Genomic DNA, 17,753 nt, shown 5'->3' with positions numbered 1-17,753 from the left:
TTAGTTAAATAAAGTAAACTCTACTCTCCTATTATTTTGACGACCTTTATCTGTTAAATTAGAATCAATTGGTTGACTTTCGCCATAACCCGTTGCTTCAATTCTTGATGCGTTAACACCTTTGCTTACTAAATAAGCTTTCACAGATTCTGCTCTATCTTTAGATAATTTCATGTTATAACTATCACTACCTTGGCTATCTGTATGGCCAGCAAGTTTTAAACTTAAATTTTTGGTAGTTATTAAGTTTGCAACTCTATTTAAACTTTCAAAAGAAGTTGATCTGATGGTAGCCTTTGCTAAATCAAATTCTAAATTTTTAATAGCATCGTTAACTACTTTTTTATCTTCCTCAGAAATAATGTAAGTTACTGGTTTAACAATTTCCATTTTTGGTAACTCACAGCCAGAACCATCAACTTTAGTTCCTGCTGGTGTATTTGGACATTTATCATAAAAATCTGAAACACCATCTCCGTCAGCATCGCTCATTAATTTATTCACTTTATCTTTAAGCATGTTAACTTCGTCATCGTTTTTAGAAGCTTCAATTTGAGCTTTTAATTCATCGTATTTAGCAACGTAACCTTGCTCTAAAACCGCAGCTGGGTTTACAAAAGCTAATTGAGATTTTGTTTTATTTCCGATTGCAAATTCTAATCCGGCGTAACCGAAAGAAAACTTATCATTTGAACCACCTGTGCGGTAACCATCTAAATTATCTCCGTCAACAAAATTCATTTTATAACCTAAATCTATATTAACGCCTTTGGCAATTTTAAATTTGGCACCAACACCAACTGGTATTACCAGTTCATGAATATTTTCTCCGTTGTTAGCTTCTACTTGTACATTAGCGGTAGAAGTTGTTGTAGGTTGGTAACCCATTAATCCCGCACCAGCGGTAGCGTAAGGGGTTACTACACTTTTACGATTAAGTATGTTAAAATTAGCGATGTTGTAAATACCACTAATAGTACCGCCCCATTTTATTTCTGTTTCAAAAGAATTAAATGGAGAACCGTTTGGCACTCCACTACCTGGAGTTACATTATTATCTGCTTTAATACTACCTCTAAAAAAATCTCCCTGAATACCAAAATTATGACTTAGTTGCTTTTTAAGATAACCACCATAACCACTACCGTATTCCCAATTGCTGAAATCGTTTTTTCCACCAATAGCTAGTGCTGGCGTTATTGTACCTCCAACAACACCAAAAGACCAAGTGCGGTAAGCAGATTTAGTAAAAGGTTGAGGAGTAGTTTCAACTATTGTGGTAGTTTCTTGTCCAAAAGAAAAATTTGCAATACCTATTGCTCCTAAAAGCATTAATCCTGTTTTAAAATTTAATTTCATAATCAATTAATAGTTAATTTGAAACGTTTAAGCGATAAGTTTGCCAAAATTAATTTTTCAAACTATATAACTGATTAACAGATGTATTAGCTACAAAGTGGTCATAAAAAAAAGTTCGGAAATAAATTACCGAACCTTTTAACTGTACATTATAAACTACAACTTACCAAAGTTTGGTTGGGTAAACACCATCTTCTACCAATTTGTTAATGTTGTTTTGTACTATTTCTTTATCCTCTTTATAGGTAACACCAAACCATTTAGCATCTGTTGGTATTACTTTAAAAGTTGCAATATTGTTTTGTATTAGATGGTCAGCAATTAGCGGTATAAAAAATTCTGCTTTTGGGCTCTCAGCATTTTTAGCCACAAAGTCAACAAATAATTCTTCTGTAACTTTAAATACATCTGGTGTGAAACCCCAAAAATTCATTGATACTGGTGTAGTCGCTTCTAAAGGAGATTCAATACCATCTTCTTCGTAAACAATACCACCATCTTTAGCATAAACTTTAGTGCGTTCGTTAATTTCGCTCATGTTTCCATTAGCATCTGTATTACAAACACCACGAGATACAGAACCGTTTTCTGATAATGTATTACCAATTTTATAACCTACAATACTGTATTTATTTGCTTCTGCTTCGGTTGTTAAAAAATCGGCCATGTTTTTAAAAGCTTCGTAACCATAATAATCATCAGCATTAATTACGCAAAATGGTTCGTTAATTTGCTTACTTGCTTCAAGCACAGCATGCCCTGTTCCCCAAGGTTTAGCTCTTTCAATTTCTTCAGATATGCCGTATTTTTTTAAATCGAATGTTTGAAAAACATAATCTGTTTCAACTTTACCAGCTAATTTAGGATCAAAAATTCCTTTAAAGCTATCTAAAAACTCCTCTCTAATTATAAAAGTGACTTTTCCAAAACCAGCTTTTATAGCATCGTAAATAGAATAATCAATTATAGTTTCGCCGTTTGGGCCAAAACCGTCAATTTGTTTCATGCTACCATAACGGCTAGCCATTCCTGCTGCAAGTATAAGTAAGGTTGGTTTCTTCATTGTTTATTTTTTAAATTATTATTTAAGGTTGATGTTGCGAATTTAATATTTTAAAAGCCAAATAAAGAGCGGCTAGTACTTTTTCTTGGCTTTTTACCAATAATCATCCCGAAAATCCCTCTCACTATTTCTCTGCCAATTTGCCTGGTAATCGGCGCATTTAATGCTTGTTCAAACATGCTTTTTTCAGCTCTTTTAGAAGCTGCTTTAGTTTCGGCAATCATTTCTTCTGCATCATCTTTTTGATCCATTTTTTCCGAAATTCTTTTGTTCAAAATTTCAAAAGCACTTTCGGGGTCTAATTCTTCTTGATATTTTTTATAACCATCAGAACTTTGCATCAATTTTTCGCAGTCAATATGAGCCATTGGCCCCATTACCGCTCTTGGCGGGGTGAGGTGCGTTGCTACAACTTCTGTGGGGATTCCTTTTTCATTTAATACAGTAATTAAAGCTTGTCCAGTTCCTAAAGCTGTAATAATGGTATCAATTTCGTAAAAATCAGATTTTGGGTAGGTTTTAACAGTTTTTCTTAGTGCATCCACATCATTTGGAGTAAATGCCCTAAGTGCGTGTTGTACTCTATTTCCTAATTGCCCTAATACACTTTCTGGTATATCTGTTGCTGCTTGTGTGCAAAAGAAAACGCCAACACCTTTTGATCTTATTAAGCGTATTACTTGTTCAATTTGCTCTAAAAATGCTTTAGATGCATTATTAAATAAGAGGTGAGCTTCATCAAAAAAGAAAACCAATTTTGGTTTATCTAAATCGCCAGCTTCTGGTAAATTATAAAAAATCTCTGCTAATAAACTCAATAAAAAAGTTGAATATAAAGCGGGTTGGTCTTGCACATCAGCAATGTTTAATAAACTAATTAAACCTTGTCCATCAACTTTCTGAAATAAATCTTCAATATCAAAAGACCGTTCGCCAAAAACAGTTCCTAAACCTTGTTGTTCTACTGCTACAATTTTTCTTAAAATAGTTCCCGCTGTAGATGATGATATTTTGCCGTAATTATCTTTAATTTCTGCTGCGCCATCCCCTTCTGACAAATAACTCAGTAACTTTTTTAGATCTTTAAGATCTATAATAGCCATTTTATGATCATCAGCATATTTAAAAATGGCTGCTAATACTCCCGTTTGGGTATCGTTTAAATCTAGTATTTTACCTAAAAGCACTGGTCCAAATTCGGTAACTGTAGCTCGCATGGTAGCACCTAACTTGCCACTTAAAGAGTATAACTCTACCGGAAAACCATTAGGAACAAAAGGTTTTTTCAAAGCTTTCCCACGTTCTTCTAATTTTGGGTTTGTTTGCCCAGCCTGGTTTAAACCTGATAAATCTCCCTTTACATCTAACATAAATACCGGTACACCTGCATCTGATAGTTGCTCGGCAATTAATTGTAGCGTACGGGTTTTTCCTGTTCCAGTGGCACCAGCAATCAAACCGTGTCTATTCATCATTTTTAAAGAAATGTTTACTTCTGCTTCTGCAATAATTTCTTGATTTAAAATACCTGCACCCAAATAAATAGATGGGCCTGTTGGAGCGTAGGATTTTGTTATTTTTTCTATAAATGATTTCGGGTCTTTTGGCATATTACTAAGCTATAAAAATTATTTTTTGTTCTTCACATACTTATCTAACCAACTATTCATTTCCCAAAGCATGTGTAAAACAGATTCTTTTGCTTTATAGCTATGTGCTTCGTAAGGTAATTGTACCAATCTACTGGTTACTCCAAATCCTTTTAAAGCACTGTAAAGTCTTTCACTTTGCATAGGGAATGTACCCGAATTATCATCAGCTTCGCCGTGGATTAATAAAAGTGGTTCGTTTATTTTATCGGCGTAAGCGAAAGGCGACATTTTATTGTAAACATCAGGGGCTTGCCAGTAAGTTCTTTCTTCTGCCTGAAAACCAAAAGGTGTTAATGTTCTATTATATGCGCCACTGCGGGCAATTCCAGCTGCAAAAAGATTAGTATGTGCTAATAAATTAGCGGTCATAAAAGCTCCATAAGAATGTCCCCCTACTGCTATTCTTTTTACATCGCCAATTCCCAAGCTTACTACTTTTCCAATTGCAGCTTCTGCGTTTTGCGTTAATTGCTCTATAAACGTATCATTTGGTTGCTCGTTACTTTCGCCAACTATTGGCATATCCACGTTATCCATAACGGCATAACCTTGTGTAACCCAGTATAGAGGTGATGCCCAAGATATTTTACTAAATTGATATGGCGAACCTTTTACTTGCCCAGCAGCTGCAATGGTTTTAAATTCTTTAGGATAGGCCCACATTAAAACTGGTAAGCGGCCAGTACTTTTATTATAACCTTGTGGCAGATATAGTGTTGCGGTTAAATCAAGTTTATCGGCTCTTTTATATTTTAATTGTTGTTTTACAATACCAAAAAGCTGTGGATATGGATTTTTAAAGTAAGTTAATTGCTGCGTTTTTCCTTTTTTATAATCTAATTCAAAATAGTTTTTTGGCTCCACCACAGATTCTCTGCTGATGATGATATTGTCTTTATTATCAAAGAAAATAGGTTTTTCATAAAATGGTGCTCTGGAGTGAAAAAGGGTATCAGTTAATTTAGTTTTTACATTAAATTGAAGCAAAAATGGTCTATTTCCTATTGGAGAAGCGCCTTCAGAAATTGAAAAAATATTTACATTATTTGGGTCTGATGCTCTCTTTACAACATTATATTCTAACAATAAAACATCTCTATTGTATTGGTTCTTAACGGTTACAAACTCGCCTGGGTCAGAATATGCATCTTCATAATACCTATCCCAAAGATTAACTCTATAACTTGAGTTTCCTGGTTTAATAAAAACTCGTCTTTCTCCACGGGTTTTCCACCAGCGCTCAGTTATCATCGCTATCTGGTCATCCCCCCAATCTATCTTGCTAAAACGAAGGTAACAATCGGCTAATTTTTTCTTCACTCCATTATCACCTGTAGCATCCATAGTGTATAAAACATCTCTAATGGTATTTCTTTGGTTGGGGTCGCCGCCATCTTGCGCCTCTACCCAAAAAATGGTTTGCGGTTTGTCGGCTCGCCATGCAAATTCTCTTGCCCCAGTAACTACAGCATCAAAACCCTGTGGTAAATTATCTGCTAAAGGTATATCTACAAGCTCTTTGGTTAATTTTCCGTATTTGTCCCTAAGTTCTACTCGGTATGGGAAATTAGAAATAGGCACCACATAAGAATAGGGTTTATGAATTACAGAAAGCATAATCAAAGTTCCGTCTGGCGAAAAATCAAAGCCTTTGTATATTTCAGGACGGCTAAAATCAATGGCTTGCCCATCCAAATAAATCATTTTTAACTGCGATGTAAGGTGATAATCAAATAAAGCCTCATCGTTACTATTTTTTAATAAATCTTGATAGGTTCTGTTTGGAGCAGCTTTGCCCGTAGTTTCTTGAAAATTAGGACCACTTAATGTAGGATTTAATGTTGCTAATGGCTTTTGTTCTGCAATACATTTTGCTAAAATGGTATTAGAATTTGGAGCCCATTGAAAAAGGGTTCCATAAGTGTCGTTTAAAACTGTATTTGATAGTCTTTTAGATTGTTTGGTATTTAAATCAGCTATCCATAATTGAATTTCGTTTGTGGTAGTTAAACTAAAAGCTACCATTTTTTCATCGGGCGAAAAGCTAAGGTCTTTAATTTTTGCGCCAACTGGTAGGTTTGCCAGTTCAAACTCATCAGCATTTTTTATGTTTTTAAACTTTAAGCCAGTAAAATAACTCGATTTTTTATTACTTCTTAGTTTTGCATTTATTCTTAAACCAGCAAGTTTTAAATGAGGTTCAGCAATTTCTGCTATTGAAGGGTAACCCGGCTCTTCTAAAATTGCCATATAATTACCTCTTCCACTCATTATTACTGATTGCGAAATTGATGCCTCAACAATATCTACCATTTCTTTAGGTGGCTTTTGGTAGCCAGAAACTTCTTGAGCTAAAGTGGGAGCATAATTTGTTAATGCAACGATAAAGAGGGCATAAACGCCCCCTTTTTTTAAGCTAAAATTCATTAATTATTAATTTTATAAATTCCATTAATTAATTTCACAATCAATCAAAATAAAACCCAAAAGTAGCTTTTCAGCTTTAAGCATTGTGCTTTTATCCTTTATTTGATGTATTTAAAATCTTGGTCTTTTTTGATAGCCAATAAAGAATGATAAATTAAACTAATTACATTATCAACATCTTCTTTATGCGTCATTTCTACCGTAGTATGCATATAACGTAAGGGCAAAGAAATTAGTGCAGATACAACTCCATCATTTGAGTATGCAAAAGCATCCGTGTCTGTACCTGTTGAACGGGAAGATGCTTGTCTTTGGAAAGGAATATTATTTTTTTGTGCCGTTGCTATCAATAATTTATTCAAATTAACTTGAACCGCAGGTGCATAGGATATTACTGGACCTTTACCACAAGCTAAGTCTCCCTGTGTAATTTTGTTAATCATTGGCGTTGTGGTATCATGCGTTACATCTGTAATAATTGCAACATCAGGTTTAATTCTATTGGCAATCATTTCTGCACCACGTAAGCCAATTTCCTCTTGTACTGCGTTAACAATGTACAGTCCAAAATCTAATTTCTGCTTGTTTTCATGTAATAAACGGGCAACTTCTGCAATCATAAATCCGCCAACTCTGTTATCTAAAGCTCTACCAACATAATATCTGTCGTTTAAAACCATAAATTTATCTTCGTAAGTAATTACGCAACCTACATGTATGCCTAATTTCTCAACTTCTTCTTTGCTGGTACAGCCACAATCTAAAAAGATATTTTTTAAAGCTGGAGCTTCTTCTTTTTCGCCTGCGCCTCTGGTATGTATTGCTGGCCAGCCAAAAACTGCGGTAACAGGGCCATTATCTGTATGTATAATTACGCGTTTTGAAGGCGCAATTTGATGATCAGAACCACCATTTCTAATCACATAAATTAATCCATCGCTGGTGATGTAATTTACAAACCAAGAAATTTCATCGGCATGAGCCTCAATAACAACTTTATACTTAGCTTTTGGATTTATTACCGCTACTGCTGTTCCGTAATTATCAACAAAAGTTTCATCAGTATATGGCTTAATATATTCTAACCAAAGTTTTTGTCCTTCCCACTCAAAACCGGTAGGAGAAGCATTATTGATGTATTTTTCTAAAAATGATAACGATTTTTTATTAACTACTGCTACGTGTTTATTTTCTTTAGTATCCTCTTTTTTCTTAGCCATTTTTATTTTATTGTATGATTTTAAACAAATATAAAAAACCTAATGTAAGCCAAAGCTTTTTTTGGATATAATAAGATTTAGATGATAATTGGAGATTTTAATATAAAACAGTATTTATATTTATTAGCTTTTTGTGAATTTGCTATAAAAATCCCACAGTACAATACCAGTACTAATTACAATATTAAAAGAATGTTTTGTTCCAAATTGTGGGATTTCTAAACAGGTATCTATATGTTGCATCACTTCTTCGCTAACGCCATTTACTTCGTTACCAAAAAAGAAAGCATATTTTTTTTGTTTATCAGGATTAAAATCTAATAAACTGACACTGTTTTCTGCTTGCTCTATTGCCACAATTTGATAGTTGTTAGTTTGTAAATCTTTTACTGCATCAATTGAATTTTCAAAATATTTCCATTTGATAGATTGGGTTGCTCCTAAAGCAGTTTTTTCAATCTCACGATGTGGAGGTTGAGCGGTTATACCACAAAGGTAAATCTCTTCTACTGCAAAACCATCAGAGGTTCTAAACGCCGAACCAACATTGTGTAAACTTCTAACGTTATCTAAAACTACAATTACCGGAAGTTTTACTACACTTTTAAATTCTTCTACACTTGGGCGGTTTAGTTCTTCAAGCTTCAGTTTTCTCATGCGGCAAATATAGTAGCATTATTGATTTTTTGAGTTTAGTATTTCGAAGTTTTAATAACCACAAAGGGAACAAAGATTTACACAAAGTTCACAAATATTAAGGGTATTATACATTTTCACAGATTACTTATACAGAGCCTATTAAATAGTTTCACAAATAATTAACATAATATCTTGTCATATAAGATTTTAGTACTTGACTTTTTGTATTTAGTCTCTGTATAATCTGCGAAAATCAGCGAAATCTGCGGGAGAGTTTGTTTAACCACAAAGCACTCAGAGGTCACAGAGCTGGAAGAAAAGTTTTAACTCATTATTTATCTATTCACTCATTCAAAATTCTATCCTTCTAAATTCATCAACTCACCCTCAAATAAAGCTCTTTCTCTCATTCAACATTCTTTCCTTCAATCATTCTTTCCTTCAATCATTCAGTATTAAATTAAAAATAAAGATATTTGCAACAATGATAGATGTAAACAACAAAGCTCAATTATTAGAGCGTTTAAATATTAGCCAGTTAAACCCAATGCAATATGCTGCGGATAGAGCAATACATTCTGGTAAAGATGTAATGGTGCTTTCTGCAACTGGTTCTGGAAAAACCTTGGCTTTCTTTCTGCCTTTAGTTTATCAATTACAGGCAGATTTAAAACAAGTGCAATTAATGGTAATTGTGCCTTCAAGAGAATTGGCTTTACAAATTGAGCAAGTTTTTAGGTCTTTACAATCTGGGTTTAAAGTAAGTTGTATTTACGGCGGGCATTCTACCAGAACAGAGGCGCAAAGTTTGGCAGAAACACCCACGGTAATTATTGGTACGCCCGGAAAAATAAGTTATCACATACGTAATGAAAACATTGACCCAACAGAAGTTAAGTTTTTGGTTTTAGATGAGTTTGATAAATCCTTAGAAATGGGTTTTCAGGTAGAAATGGAATCGATAATTGAAGGTTTAACGGGTTTAAAACAAAAGATTTTAACATCGGCTACCAAAATGGATGAGTTACCAAACTTTGCCCGAATAGATAATTTAGCAGTTGTTGACTTTTTAGCAGACACCACAAATACACCAGAGTTAACCTTAAAAGTTTTACATAGCCCATCAAAAGATAAATTAAAACTACTGATGCAAGTAGTTGCCGACCATCCAACAGGACCAACTTTAATTTTCTGTAACCACCGTGAGGCTGCAGATAGAGTAAGTGATTTATTGTGGGATAAGGGAATGTCTAACGGAATATATCATGGTGGTATGGATCAACCCGACAGAGAAAAAGCATTGGTTAAATTTAGAAATGGCACACATGCTATTTTAGTTACTACCGATTTAGCATCAAGAGGTTTAGATATTCCAGATGTTCAACAGGTAATTCATTACCAAATTCCTTTTACAGAAGAATCTTTTACACACCGCAACGGACGTACCGCCCGTATGAAAGCCACAGGTAAAGCTTATTTGCTTTTAGCCGATGAAGAATATAAACCAGGCTATATTACCGAAGAAGTTGAGGAGGTTGAAGTAAAAGATTATTTAAAAATGTTTGACCCAAGTGCTTGGGCTACACTTTATATTGCTGCTGGAAAAAAAGACAAAGTCAATAAAATTGATGTGGTTGGTTTGTTATACAAAAAAGCAAATCTGCAAAAAGAAGATATTGGTTTAATTGAGGTTTTTGACCACATGAGTTATGTAGCTATTAATAGAAAGCTGATACAAAAAGTAGTTCAAATACTTAAAACAGAAAAAATTAAAGGAAGAAAATATAAAATTGGTGTTGATGAATAGTTATATAACGGCCAAAAGCTAAATGCGAAAAGCTTAAAGCTAAAAATCTGATTATATGAATACTATTTGATTTTTTTTGTAATTATTTATCCAACAGTATATAATTTAGCTTAGTGGTTTAAACAAAAAGAGCTTGTGAAAACTTTAATTTTACAAGCTCTTTTTGTTCTACAAGATTTTTTTACTCTACCCTAAAAACAATTGGCATTACATAACTAACCCTTACTGCCCTACCATTTTGAATACCTGGTTTCCAAAATGGAGATTTTTTAATTACCCTCATTGCTTCTTCATCACAACCACCACCAATACCTCTTAAAACTTTTAAATCGGTAATTTCGCCGTTTCTTTCCACTACAAAAGAGACCAATACTTTACCCGTAATATTATTATCTCTTGCTTCAGCAGGGTAACGTAAATTCTTATTTAAAAATTTTGCCCAAGCTGCCATTCCTCCAGGAAACTCTGGCATCACTTCTAACAAACCTACATTATAAATAGTTTCTCCTTCACCTGCATTGCCTTCTAAACCGTTTCCACCATTAGTATTTGCAGTTGTATTCCCCATGTTGCTATCCGTATTTTCTCCTGCGGTATTGTTCACACCAATTACGCTATTATCAATTTGTTTAATCGTTGGTAATTCATTATTAATCAATGGATTGTTACTAGGCTTTATAATGCCATGTATTTTTACTTCCTGCAAATTTTCCGCTGGTTTACTCATAGGAGGCGTCTTCTTATTGTTTGCCGTTTTAGGTTCTATTTTTGGTGTGATGACATCAATAGGATCAACCTTAACAACATCAGGTTGTGCTGGAGGCACATCATAAACAACCGCATCTTGGGCGTTTAAATTGCTAAATAAAACAGAGCCAAGAATAACTCCGCTAAATAAAAATCCAGAAATAATTAAAGCTTTAAATAAGTAGTTTCCAGATTCTTTTCTTAGAACATAAGCACCGTAAAGTTGGTTTCTGTTTTCGAATACTAGATTAAGCCACTCAACCTTGTTAACATCAGTTTTTGAAAATAGCATAATGGTAGGGTTTAAATTTATTCTATAACGATAAAATTATTTACCTATTATATGTTTGGCAACAAAATTATTACAATACTTTCTTTTTAAAAAAATCAAAAAAAAAGCTGCCTCAAATAAATGAGACAGCTTTTTATAAAATTGTGTTTTATTAATTAAAGATATATCTAAAACCGAATTGCATACTATAAGTAGAATTGAAACTTACGTTATCTCTTACTAATTGAGTAACTGGTGTAGGACCATCAAATTGCAAACGGAAAGTTGGCTGATTAGTACCCCCTGGAGTTTGCGTACTTGTTGGTACCAAAATTTGATTTCTTACCTGCTGCTTACGAACTCCCCAATTTTTATTGATAAAGTTACCAAAGTTATTCACTGTCCAATTAAATTGTAAAGTATTACGCTTATTACCAATATTGGTAAATAAATCTTGTGTAAAATTAAAATCAACAGAATTGACCCAAGGTAATAAACCACCATTACGCTCAGCAAATTTACCTCTTCTTGAATTTAAATAATTATCTTGTTCTAAATATCTAAAGAAAATATCTGCCTGTGCTGCCGCTGTGTAATTAATACCACCAGCTGTAAACGGAGTAAAAGTAATGTCACTTCTGTTCAATGGCACATAAATTAAATCATTATTAGCACCATCTTGGTTAAAATCAGCAGAGTAAGTATAAGAAACTCTACCTTGGCTAGAACCTTCATAAAACATGGTAAAACTAGTACCCAAGTGTTTTAAAAATTCTTTTCTGTATGAAACAGTAGCAAATAAACGATCTGGAACAAACCCATTAAATCCTAATTCAGGGTCATTTGAACCATTTACAGTTGCGTTACCAGTCCATGTTCCTGCAAATTGGTCGCCACCGCCATCAAAATAATTTTTTCCTTCTTGTCTAACATATGCAACAGAAGCAGAAAAACCTTTTTCGAACTGCTTTTGAAGTTGGAAACTTAATGAATAATTGTAACCACCTGATTTATTGTAACCGACATAAGTATTTAGTAAACTCGTACCAGCAGCTGTAACCACATTGTTACCATTAACTCTTTGAAGTTTATTGATGTATCTAGCTGGAATAGAAGAAGGATAAATTGGTCTGTTACCTCCATAAACCGTACCACCTAAACCACCTGGCGCATTTGCAGGGTAAGTGTAATTTAAGGGAGCTGATGCTGCATCATTCAAATTTGCGTTTCTAGACAATACCTGGTTAATATCATAGTTGTAAATACCTTCAATTGTTGCAACAATACCCCAAGGTAATTTCTTGTCAATAGCTAAATTTCCTTTAAAAGCTTGAGGAGCTTTAAGATTTGGATCTAAGAAGTTTAATGTATTAGGAATAGTAACCCCAGCAGTTGGTTGTACAGCTGGTAAATAAGCTCTTGGATCAGGATTAAAAGGAGTATTAGGTATAGTATTTTGTCCAGGTGTCGGCTGTCTTACATCAGTAAATTGTAATAAACCTGAATCACCTGCTTGTGAAACTATCCAAACATTAGGTATACCTCCTGAAAATACACCTGCACTACCTCTTAGTTGTAAGCTTCTATCCCCTTTAACATCATAGTTAAAACCGATTCTTGGTGATATCAAAAATGCTGTTGTTGGCAAAACTCCTGTATCTAGTTTTTCACCATTAGCAAAGGTCAAAGGAGAAATCAAAGGATGAGATAATAAATCTTGTTTGTAAGAGTAAATATCGCCTCTTAAGCCAAAGCTTAAATTTAACTTATCATTTACATTAAAATCGTCTTGGAAATAAATTCCTAGTTGAGAATCTTTAAAAGTTGGGAATGCTTGCGCATAACCTGGGGTTAAAGAATAGGTTTGGGCAAAAGACCTTGCGTTTCCTCCGTTTACAAAATCATCCCATGAATTGAATACATAATAACCCGTTCCAAATCTCTGGAAACCATTTTTTGTAGTTGAAGTTTCAAATTCAAAACCAGCCAATAAATTATGTTTACCAAAAGTAGCTTGAACATAATCAATTACATTAATTGACTCTACGTCTCTTAAGTTACCAAATGTAAATGGCTCGTATCCAAAAGTAGTAAAAGGTTGTCCATCTTCTAAAATATCCACTAATGGAAACTCTGAACTCTCAGATGTTCTAGGCTCATTTTGATTAGTGTAGGAAGCTCTAAAAGTGTTATTAAATTTACCACCAATTGTACTATTTAATTCAGTTACTAAAGAATAATAATTGTTGTTAGTAAAATAATTTGAATTTTGGAAATGTAAAGCAGTATTACCAGTTCTACTACCACCGGCAGGACCATAAACTGGATTTTGAGCTGAATTATTTAAAGGACTAAAAGATCCACTTAAAAATGAAGGGTTTTTACTTTCTAATTGAGAATAACGAATATTAAATCTGTTGTTTTTATTGATATTCCAGTCAATTTTAGCAACAATATTTAAACGTTCAGAAGCGAAGCCATAACCTTCAAAAGCACCTGTTTCATATCCATAAGTATCTCTTAAATAATTACTAATTTCTGTTAATCTAGCGGCTGTAGGTCTTCTCGCATTTGGAGTGCCAGGCCAAGGTTGATTAGGCGTTTGTGCGAATGCATTTTGTCCCGGACGAGCTTGTTTATCAGACTCAACACTACCAAAGAAAAACAATTTGTTTTTAATGATTGGTCCGCCAATTCTAGCGCCATAAATCTTTACGTCATTTGGATTTGGTGTTAATCTATCATAATTTTTTACTTGCGTACCTACATTATCTTGGTTTCTAAAATAAGTATAAGCAGAACCAGAAAATTCATTTGTACCAGAACGTGTAGTTAAGTTAACAGCACCACCGATAAATCCAGATTGTCTAACATCAACTGGTGCAACGTTAACAGAAATTTCACCCAAAGCATCTAATGGAATTGGAGTTGCTTGCCCACCAGGCAAGTTATCACCAATTCCAAAACTATTATTAAAATTAGCACCATCTACAGTGATATTATTCTGACGGTAATTACCACCACCAATAGAACTTCCTTGAGCTTGTGGAGTAACTCTGGTAATATCATTGATACTACGCGAGATTGTAGGTAAAGTGTTAATTTCTCTTGTACCAATATTGGTTACTGCTCCGGTTCTACTAGAACTTAATAAACCATTTCCAGTAACTACAACTTCACCTAATTCTGTGGTTGCATCACCTAGATTTACGTTGTAAACAAAGTTTTCACCTAATTTCAGATTTAAACCTGAAACTTTTTTAGGGTTTAAACCCAGAAAGGTAACGTTTACAGAATAAGGCCCACCTGCTCTCATGTTTAATAGGTTAAACCTTCCCTCTGCATTAGATTGCGTAGCATACACAGAACCGGTTGGTGTGTGTATCGCTTTAATAGTAGCTCCAGGCAACGATTCACCTTTAGAGTCTTTTACAATACCAGACATACTACTCGTAGTAATTTGTCCAATTGCAGCGCTAACCATTATGGTCATCATTGCAATTAATGTCAATAATTTTGTTTGTAGTTTTCTTTTCATGTGTTAGTTTTTTAACGCCACAAATGTCCTCACAATCCTTTAGCTTTTGATGAACATAAGGTTAAATAACTGTAACTATTACGTTACGAAATATACTTTTACAATATTCGTAATTTCTATAGTTTGGTGAGTATTATGTAATATAAGGTATTCAGGTTTTTTTAAAATCTTAATTTCATTAGATTTGCAGCACAAATACAAACAACAACTCAATTTTTAGATATGAATTATGATTTAATAGTTATTGGCAGCGGACCAGGTGGTTATGTTGCTGCAATTAGAGCTGCTCAACTTGGTTTAAAAACTGCTATCGTAGAAAAAGAATCTTTAGGTGGTGTATGTTTAAACTGGGGTTGTATTCCTACAAAAGCATTATTAAAAAGTGCGCAGGTATTTGAATACATTAACCATGCTGCCGACTATGGAATTAATGTAAGTGAAGCTTCCGCAGATTTTGACGCTGTTGTTAAGAGAAGTAGAGGTGTTGCAGACGGAATGAGTAAAGGCATTCAGTTTTTAATGAAAAAAAACAAAATTGATGTTATTAACGGTTTCGGAAAAATTAAAACTGGCGGTAAAGTAGAGGTTAAAGCTGCTGATGGTACAGTAAAAGAATATACTGCTAAGAATACAATTTTAGCAACTGGCGGCCGCTCAAGAGAATTACCTCATATTAAACAAGATGGTAAAAAAGTAATTGGCTACCGCGAAGCAATGACTTTACCAAAGCAACCAAAAACTATGATAGTAATGGGTTCTGGTGCTATTGGGGTTGAGTTTGCCTATTTTTATGCCACAATGGGAACAAAAGTTACCATTGTAGAGTTTATGGATAATATTGTACCTGTAGAAGACGAAGATGTTTCTAAACAATTAAACCGTTCTTTCAAAAAAATTGGTATTGATATATTAACCAAATCTTCTGTAGAAAAAATTGATAGCAGCGGCGATGTTTGTAAAGTAACTGTTAAAACAGAAGCTGGCGAAAAAGTTTTAGAAGCTGAAGTGGTTTTATCTGCAGTTGGCTATACGCCAAACTTAGAAGGTATTGGTTTAGAAGATGTAGGTGTAAAAGTTGATAAAGGCCGTGTTGTTACTGATGAGTTTTACAAAACCAATATAGCTGGCGTTTATGCAATTGGTGATATTGTTGGCGGGCAAGCTTTAGCTCACGTAGCTTCTGCGGAAGGTATTATCTGTGTGGAAAAAATTGCTGGTCACCACCCAGAGCCATTAAATTATGGTAACATCCCTGGTTGTACTTATTGCTCTCCAGAAATTGCTTCTGTTGGTTTAACAGAGAAAAAAGCTAAAGAAGCAGGTTACGAAATTAAAGTTGGTAAATTTCCTTTTTCTGCATCGGGTAAAGCAAGTGCTTCTGGTGCAAAAGATGGTTTTGTAAAATTAGTTTTTGATGCTAAATACGGAGAACTTTTAGGTGCACACATGATAGGTAATAACGTTACAGAAATGATTGCCGAATTGGTAGTTGCTCGTAAATTAGAAACTACTGGTATGGAATTAATTAAAGCAGTACACCCTCACCCAACTATGAGCGAAGCAATTATGGAAGCTGCCGCTGATGCCTATGGAGAGGTGATTCATTTGTAGTGAATGGTGAATGGTGAATAATAATATGTAGTTTTATTATAGTCAAACTAAGCTTAATAGAACTACATATTATGTTAAATTTATCTCATAAAAAATTAGAAGTATTTAAAGAAAGTAAATTACTCTGTAAAGAAATTTATCTCATTTGCAAACTCCTACCAGCCGAAGAAAAGTATAATTTAAGTCAGCAACTAAAACGGGCGGCTATATCAGTTTGTTCCAATTTAGCAGAAGGATCTTCCAGAAAATCTTTAGTAGAAAGGAAACGATATTATGAAATGAGCAGAGGCTCAATAGTTGAAATTGACACACAAATTGAACTTGCCATTCTTTTAAAGTTCATCACTGAACCTGATATTCTACAACTTACATCTCATGTTATATCAACATTTAAAATGCTCACAGGCATGATTAATAAAGAGTGATTTCCATAATTATCACATTCACTAATATCCAATTTGTAAATCATTCACTATTCACAACTAACTATTCTCAACTAGCCACTCCATTAATCATTTACTATTCACTACTAACTATTCTCAACTATGAACATATATAAGATAGAAACCGGTTTTTTTAAATTAGATGGTGGTGCCATGTTTGGTGTTGTGCCTAAAGTAATTTGGCAGAAAACTAATCCATCAGATGAAAACAATTTGTGTACTTGGGCAATGCGTTGCTTGTTAATTGAAGATGACGATAGGTTAATTTTAGTTGACACAGGCATCGGCGACAAGCAAGATGAGAAATTTTTTAAACATTATTTTTTGCATGGCGATGATAGTTTAGAGAAATCGCTTGCTAGTTTGGGTTTTAATAAAGATGATATTACAGATGTGTTTTTAACGCATTTACATTTTGACCATGTAGGCGGAGCTGTAGATAGAGAAAATGGCGAATTAAAAACCGCCTTCAAAAATGCAACCTATTGGAGTAATAAACAACATTGGGATTGGGCTGTAAACCCAAACCAAAGAGAAAAAGCATCCTTTTTAAAAGAAAACATCTTACCCATACAAGAAAGCGGGCAATTAAAATTTATTGATGCTGTAGATGGTATTCAATTTACTTCAAATATAAAAGTAAGATTTGCATACGGTCATACAGATGCGATGATGCTCCCACAAATTAACTATAAAGGAAAAACTTTGCTGTACATGGCAGATTTATTACCATCCGTTGGACATATTCCCCTACCCTATGTCATGTCTTATGACATGTTTCCGTTAAAAACTTTGGACGAAAAAGCTGCCTTTTTAAAAGAAGCTCAAGAAAATAATTACATATTAATTTTAGAACATGACCCTGTTAATGAGTGCTGTACAATGCAAGATACAGAAAGGGGAATAAAGTTAGATAGGAGATTAAAAATCACTGACATTTGATTCTAATTGAGAAACATTGCATTATTTTGATATT

The 17,753-nt window shown here is 33.9% G+C and carries 12 protein-coding genes; 4 read left to right on the top strand and 8 right to left on the bottom strand.

All coding sequences use genetic code 11. The annotated features are described in order from the left end of the window. From ACFSSE_RS15645 to ACFSSE_RS15620, 6 genes are all read right to left on the bottom strand, one after another. Nucleotides 1–1,359, bottom strand: coding sequence for an OmpA family protein (locus tag ACFSSE_RS15645; RefSeq protein WP_379042199.1), 1,359 nt, complete (start codon nucleotides 1,357–1,359; stop codon nucleotides 1–3). Nucleotides 1,360–1,522: 163 nt separating this feature from the next. Beyond that, the gene (locus tag ACFSSE_RS15640; protein ID WP_379042197.1) at nucleotides 1,523–2,422 is read right to left on the bottom strand and encodes a nucleotidyltransferase family protein; all 900 of its coding nucleotides are present in this window, start codon (nucleotides 2,420–2,422) and stop codon (nucleotides 1,523–1,525) included. 50 nt (nucleotides 2,423–2,472) lie between these two features. Then, nucleotides 2,473–4,032: a helicase HerA-like domain-containing protein gene (locus ACFSSE_RS15635; protein WP_379042195.1), complete on the bottom strand. Its 1,560-nt coding sequence runs from the start codon at nucleotides 4,030–4,032 to the stop codon at nucleotides 2,473–2,475. Nucleotides 4,033–4,050: 18 nt separating this feature from the next. Next, nucleotides 4,051–6,501, bottom strand: coding sequence for a S9 family peptidase (locus tag ACFSSE_RS15630; RefSeq protein WP_379042193.1), 2,451 nt, complete (start codon nucleotides 6,499–6,501; stop codon nucleotides 4,051–4,053). Between the two features lie 98 nt (nucleotides 6,502–6,599). Beyond that, on the bottom strand, nucleotides 6,600–7,721 hold the full coding sequence (locus tag ACFSSE_RS15625) for a M42 family metallopeptidase (protein ID WP_379042191.1): 1,122 nt from the start codon (nucleotides 7,719–7,721) through the stop codon (nucleotides 6,600–6,602). 123 nt (nucleotides 7,722–7,844) lie between these two features. Beyond that, nucleotides 7,845–8,378, bottom strand: a complete 534-nt coding sequence (locus ACFSSE_RS15620) for an RNA methyltransferase (RefSeq protein WP_379042189.1) — start codon at nucleotides 8,376–8,378, stop codon at nucleotides 7,845–7,847. A 466-nt stretch (nucleotides 8,379–8,844) separates the two neighbouring features. Between ACFSSE_RS15620 and ACFSSE_RS15615 the strand changes: the two genes are divergently transcribed. Beyond that, nucleotides 8,845–10,167, top strand: a complete 1,323-nt coding sequence (locus ACFSSE_RS15615) for a DEAD/DEAH box helicase (RefSeq protein ID WP_379042187.1) — start codon at nucleotides 8,845–8,847, stop codon at nucleotides 10,165–10,167. Nucleotides 10,168–10,348: 181 nt separating this feature from the next. Here the strand turns inward: ACFSSE_RS15615 and ACFSSE_RS15610 are convergent, their stop codons facing one another. Further along, a complete protein-coding gene (locus ACFSSE_RS15610; protein WP_379042185.1) occupies nucleotides 10,349–11,206 on the bottom strand; it encodes an energy transducer TonB in 858 nt (285 codons plus the stop codon). A 151-nt stretch (nucleotides 11,207–11,357) separates the two neighbouring features. Further along, nucleotides 11,358–14,723 (bottom strand): TonB-dependent receptor, encoded by a 3,366-nt coding sequence (locus ACFSSE_RS15605; RefSeq protein ID WP_379042183.1) that lies wholly within the window; start codon nucleotides 14,721–14,723, stop codon nucleotides 11,358–11,360. Between the two features lie 222 nt (nucleotides 14,724–14,945). Here ACFSSE_RS15605 and lpdA point away from each other — a divergent pair, with 222 nt between their 5' ends. From lpdA to ACFSSE_RS15590, 3 genes are all read left to right on the top strand, one after another. Next, nucleotides 14,946–16,334, top strand: coding sequence for a dihydrolipoyl dehydrogenase (gene lpdA, locus ACFSSE_RS15600; protein ID WP_379042181.1), 1,389 nt, complete (start codon nucleotides 14,946–14,948; stop codon nucleotides 16,332–16,334). A gap of 71 nt (nucleotides 16,335–16,405) precedes the next feature. Then, nucleotides 16,406–16,759: a four helix bundle protein gene (locus ACFSSE_RS15595; RefSeq protein WP_379042179.1), complete on the top strand. Its 354-nt coding sequence runs from the start codon at nucleotides 16,406–16,408 to the stop codon at nucleotides 16,757–16,759. A gap of 120 nt (nucleotides 16,760–16,879) precedes the next feature. Beyond that, the gene (locus ACFSSE_RS15590; RefSeq protein WP_379042177.1) at nucleotides 16,880–17,719 is read left to right on the top strand and encodes an MBL fold metallo-hydrolase; all 840 of its coding nucleotides are present in this window, start codon (nucleotides 16,880–16,882) and stop codon (nucleotides 17,717–17,719) included. Nucleotides 17,720–17,753 lie beyond the last annotated feature (34 nt).

The organism is Pedobacter alpinus, from assembly GCF_042684645.1.
Lineage (GTDB): Bacteria > Bacteroidota > Bacteroidia > Sphingobacteriales > Sphingobacteriaceae > Pseudopedobacter > Pseudopedobacter alpinus.
The sequence above is the reverse complement of the archived record's forward strand: the minus strand, read 5'-3'. Positions and strand labels throughout refer to the sequence as shown.